General features: G+C 55.8%; 5 protein-coding genes. 1 reads left to right on the top strand and 4 read right to left on the bottom strand.

Annotated elements, in window-relative coordinates:
- Positions 1–73: 73 nt before the first annotated feature.
- The 3 genes from ABX962_RS30965 to ABX962_RS30955 form a co-directional block, all read right to left on the bottom strand.
- Positions 74–874, bottom strand: coding sequence for a phytanoyl-CoA dioxygenase family protein (locus ABX962_RS30965; RefSeq protein ID WP_372725379.1), 801 nt, complete (start codon positions 872–874; stop codon positions 74–76).
- A 183-nt stretch (positions 875–1,057) separates the two neighbouring features.
- A complete protein-coding gene (gene radC / locus ABX962_RS30960) occupies positions 1,058–2,002 on the bottom strand; it encodes a DNA repair protein RadC (protein WP_372725377.1) in 945 nt (314 codons plus the stop codon).
- 139 nt (positions 2,003–2,141) lie between these two features.
- The gene (locus ABX962_RS30955) at positions 2,142–2,714 is read right to left on the bottom strand and encodes a hypothetical protein (protein WP_372725375.1); all 573 of its coding nucleotides are present in this window, start codon (positions 2,712–2,714) and stop codon (positions 2,142–2,144) included.
- Between the two features lie 199 nt (positions 2,715–2,913).
- Here ABX962_RS30955 and aroB point away from each other — a divergent pair, with 199 nt between their 5' ends.
- Entirely contained in the window at positions 2,914–4,047 is a 1,134-nt protein-coding gene (aroB, locus tag ABX962_RS30950; RefSeq protein ID WP_372725373.1) for a 3-dehydroquinate synthase, read from the top strand.
- Between the two features lie 30 nt (positions 4,048–4,077).
- Here aroB and ABX962_RS30945 read toward each other — a convergent pair.
- The coding region (locus tag ABX962_RS30945; protein WP_372725371.1) for an ATP-binding protein at positions 4,078–4,567 on the bottom strand (490 nt) is incomplete at its 5' end.

The raw sequence follows: 4,567 nt of genomic DNA, 5'->3' as shown, positions 1-4,567 counted from the left end.
CCAACCGGCTGAGACTCTCTCTCGCGTCCGTTCAGCCACTCGCGTCGCAATGCTGCCATGCTGCCACGCTACGTTAGTACGGCTTTTCGAACGACTCGGGTAGCGATTCGATCTGCATAAACCGAATCACGGCAGTGATTCGCGGTCGCGGCGTTTGATTCGGGTTCGAGCGATGGATCAGGTGGCGATTAAACATCACTACCGATCCGGGGTCCGCTTCGAAGACAATCTCATCAAACGCCTCTTCGTACTCTTGGATCCCTTGCGGCACCAACGTGGTCGCCCCGTTCTCGTGTTCCTTGACTTTGTCAAACGGTAACTTGCCCATCACGTGGCTTCCTCTGAGCACGCTCATCGAGCCATTGTCGCGAGTGGCGCGTTCAAAGATCGGCAAACAAAAATTGACGCCGTTGCCGTCGAACACATCATAGGTACTCTCTTGGTGCCACCCCCACGTCAGCCGAGTGGAATCGGGAATACAGAAAATAATGTGCGAATCGACGTCGATCAGAACGCCGGAATTTTTGGGTATCACCTGCTCGACGATATCTCGACACTGCTCTCGCAAGCGATTCATCGCGGCTGATTGATGGCTGACGCAGTAAATGTTGTAAAGCGCGCGGTCATTTTCGTGGTTCAAACGAATACAGGCATCCATCGGCGACTCACCAGGCAGCGAGTACTGGGCGACCATCTTTGTGATCGCATCTCGCATCTCCGCAATCGCGGCGACATCGATCACCTGATCTAAAACCACAAAGCCGTGGTTTTCATATTCCCACTGTTGGCCGAGAGAGAGTTTGAACCGACCGGCCTGAGCCTCGGTTCCAACGCGGTCAACGTGATCTGCAATGGCGTTAAACTGTCCGTCCACTGAGCAACTCCCTTTCGCTAAGAGCATCTTGGAATGAGACCGTGCCCCTACTTACGATGAATTAAACAAGTTCACGACAAGGAAAGAAAGTGTTCACGCCAAGTTTTCACAAAAAACAACTTGTGCACTGGTGAACGAAATTCAACGCGAACAACGACAACGCGGCAAGGAATCCGACCACGTCTAGCTTTCCTCGCGGATGCTCAGACATCGCTGACTGGCGACAATGATATGATCCAACACGACAATCCCGAGCAATTTGCCAGCGTCGGTCAACCGCTCGGTCACCTGAATATCTTCACGGCTTGGTGTCGGATCACCACTGGGATGATTATGTACTAGCAAAACAGCCGACGCTGCGTCGCGAATCGCAGGGCGAAACACTTCGCGAGGGTGCACCAAGCTTGCATCGAGCGTGCCGATCGTGATTTGATGGGTGCGAATCGGCTTGTGCTTCGTATCAAGTGTGACGATATGGAACTCTTCTTGCACCGCATCGGTCGCCAATCTGGCGAATTCATTCGCACAGTACTGGATCGCTGACTCGGTGCTCGTGATTCTGGTCTCGTCTTGGCGATGGCTTGCTTGCGCGGCGGCCACGCGACGTCCTAATTCGATGCCCGCCATTATTTGCGCATAACTGACACGGTTGATCGTCGGACTGATTTCGCGAAGCTCTTCGCGATCGGTTCGTGGTAACTTTTCCAGCTGCATGGCGAAACGATTGCCGAGCAAATTGCCGCCCGCAATCGCCGACTCTTTTTGCACGCCGACGCGGATCAGAATTGCCAACAAGTCGCCATTGCTGAGCGACGCCGCTCCATTGCGAAGCAATTTTTCGCGAGGTCGCTCCTGCTCCGGCGTTTCCCTGACTTGCAACCCGTGGATTTGCTGGTCGATCCATTTTTCGGGCTGAAACCGCTCCGGTTCACACCAACGAAACCGGTGTTGATCATCCACCACAATTCGCTGCAGGATGCCTTCGCGAACCAATGTCTTTAGTGTCGAGGTGACATAGGCCGGGTTGGCCTGTTCGCACACCGCTTTTGCCTGCTCCGACGAAAACTCATCAAGCGCCGTGAGTGGCTCGATCACTTGTGCCAATCGTTTGCGTCGATCTGTGGACATCGGATCAACCTCGCGGACGGTCGCAAAAAGGATTTGATCCTTATCCTAGCACGCTACCCCGCTGCAGTGGCAAACATCGGGGCACTTTTCGACAAACGATTCTGCAACACCAACCGCGTCGATTTCGCGAGCGTCCGGCTTACTCGCGAAAGTCGTAGCGTTTTTGCTCGGCGTGCATCACTGTCGAGAGAAAATTTTTCAGCTTCGGTCGCGTGTGTGCATTGATGCGGACACTCTTGGAACCGTCGCCAGCAGCGATCCAACCGCTATCTAAATCCAGATCCAACTCCACTTTCTCGAACCGTTTTCCGTTGGGATCGGTTAGCCGAAAGCGAATCCGTTCCTTGGTCTCGGAGTCGGCGATCCGCTCGGACAGGGGACGGTTGCCCTGAGTGTCCCATTGGTAGTTGCGGTCCTCCAGCAACGCCTGACGCAGCAGTCCGAGCCCGGGCATCGCGGTCAAATTGATTGGCTCTTTCCGCTCGCCGTCGATCGGAATGATTTCGAACCGCTCGCCAAGCTGCAGCGCGGTAATCGTCTCTTGCCCCCAGAACGCGGTGCTCTTTTCGATTTTGGTCCGCCGCCCGGTGATGCTAAAGTAGGCGCCGATTACCCCTAACACGACGACAGCGATGCCAATCAGCACACCTCGTCGAGTGATACGAGCTCGCGGATCGTTGTACTTGTCGGCGTGAGTCGTTTCCGTTTCCAAAAAATTGTCTCGTGTGCGGGGTGTCGGTTTACGAGGTGGCGGTGCGTGAGATAGGCTTCCGGCGGGGCAATCAAGCCCAGCATGCACTTGCAGCTCATCTGAACTGGAAGCTTATCGCACTGTAAGCTACAGGCAAATGACACCAATTTTCCCAGACGAATTCCACTCCCCCTTCCTCCGCAACGCCTCGAGTCCTCTCATGTCATCGGGTTCCCAACGCAATCCAACGCTCTCTGTCGAAGTCCCGCTTGGCGACCGCAGCTACCCAATCAAGATCGGCACTCAGCAGATTGACTCGTTCAGCCAAACAATTCTGGCAACCTTGCCGGACCTGTCGCACGCATTGGTGATCGCCGACGCCGCGGTCGAAAATCCGTGGGCCAAGCAGTTAACGGACTCACTAACCGCTTGCCAAACCCAGGCTGGAAAGCCGGTTCGCGTCAGCACGCTCACGGTGGGATCGGGCGAGCCAAGTAAATCGGTCTCGCAGCTAAGCGAAATTTGGCAATGGATGCTCGATTGTTCGACCGACCGCAGCAGCGTACTGATTGCCGTCGGCGGGGGCGTGATCGGGGATCTTGCCGGGTTCGCAGCCGCTACGTTCACACGTGGCATCCGATTTATCCAAGTCCCGACCACGCTGCTGGCAATGGTCGACAGCAGTGTGGGAGGCAAAACGGGGATCAATCTTCCGACATCGAAAAACATGGTCGGCGCCTTCTGGCAGCCTTCGCTGGTGTTGATTGACACCGATGTCTTGTCGACGTTGCCCGAGCGAGCGTACATCAGCGGATTGGCCGAAGTCATCAAGTACGGCGTGATCGACGATGCCGATTTTTTTGATTGGCTAGAAGCAAACGCCACCAAGCTCGTCGCACGCGAAGACGAAGCGGTCCGGCGTGCGATCGCCGAGAGCTGTCGATCCAAGTCGCGAGTGGTGGGTGAAGACGAACGAGAAACCAGTGGCCGCCGCGCGATTTTAAATTACGGCCACACGTTTGCTCATGCGATTGAAGCGACCGCAGGCTATGGCAAACTGTTGCATGGCGAAGCCGTCGCGATCGGAATGCAAATGGCCGCGAACTTGGCGGTCGATTTGGGAATGTGTGACGCGAGTTTGCTAAGCCGACAAAACGACCTGCTCTTGGCATGCGGATTACCCACCACGTTTGCCGAAGCCGACGTCGACGCGATGTTGCCCGTGATGCAGCGTGACAAGAAAGTATCACACGGAAAGCTGAGATTCATCTTGCCCGAGCGAATCGGCCGCGTTGGTTTGGTAGGTGACATCGCTCCCGACGCCGTGGTCCGGGCGATCGAGTCGTGCCGCTAAAACCGCTGCCCGGCAGGTAAAGCATGCTCGCTATGCCATCGTGTCGCGGCGGCTAAGGTCGCCGAGATCGGTTCCACGTGGTGGAAGCCGCAAACGAAAACAGCTGCCTTTACCGTTGGCCGGCGTTAGAACTTGAATATCCCCACCATGTTCAAGCATGATCTTTGCACTGACGGGCAACCCTAGTCCTGTGCCCCGCGCCCCTTTGCGGGACTCGAACAATGAAAAAATCTTCTGCCGATCTTCTTCGGGAACGCCGGGACCATTGTCAACAACGTCGACGATCCAGCCCTCGGCGGGATCGTACAGCGTGATCACTTTGACGTTGGCCGCAAACGTGACTTCCTCGCCACTGTCATCCCCGCTTTCGCCGGCGGCTTCGACAGCGACTTGCTCGGCGGCTTCACCTTGTTTCTTAGCATGTTCCGATGCCGCGTCCACCGCATTGGTCACCAGATTTAAGATTGCACGATGCAGTGCATCGGAGTCAAAGAACGCATCGGGCATCTCGGGCGACAAT

The organism is Novipirellula sp. (genome assembly GCF_041583735.1).
Classification (GTDB): Bacteria; Planctomycetota; Planctomycetia; order Pirellulales; family Pirellulaceae; genus Novipirellula.
Note: the sequence above shows the minus strand (reverse complement) of the source record. Positions and strands in the feature narration are given on the sequence as shown.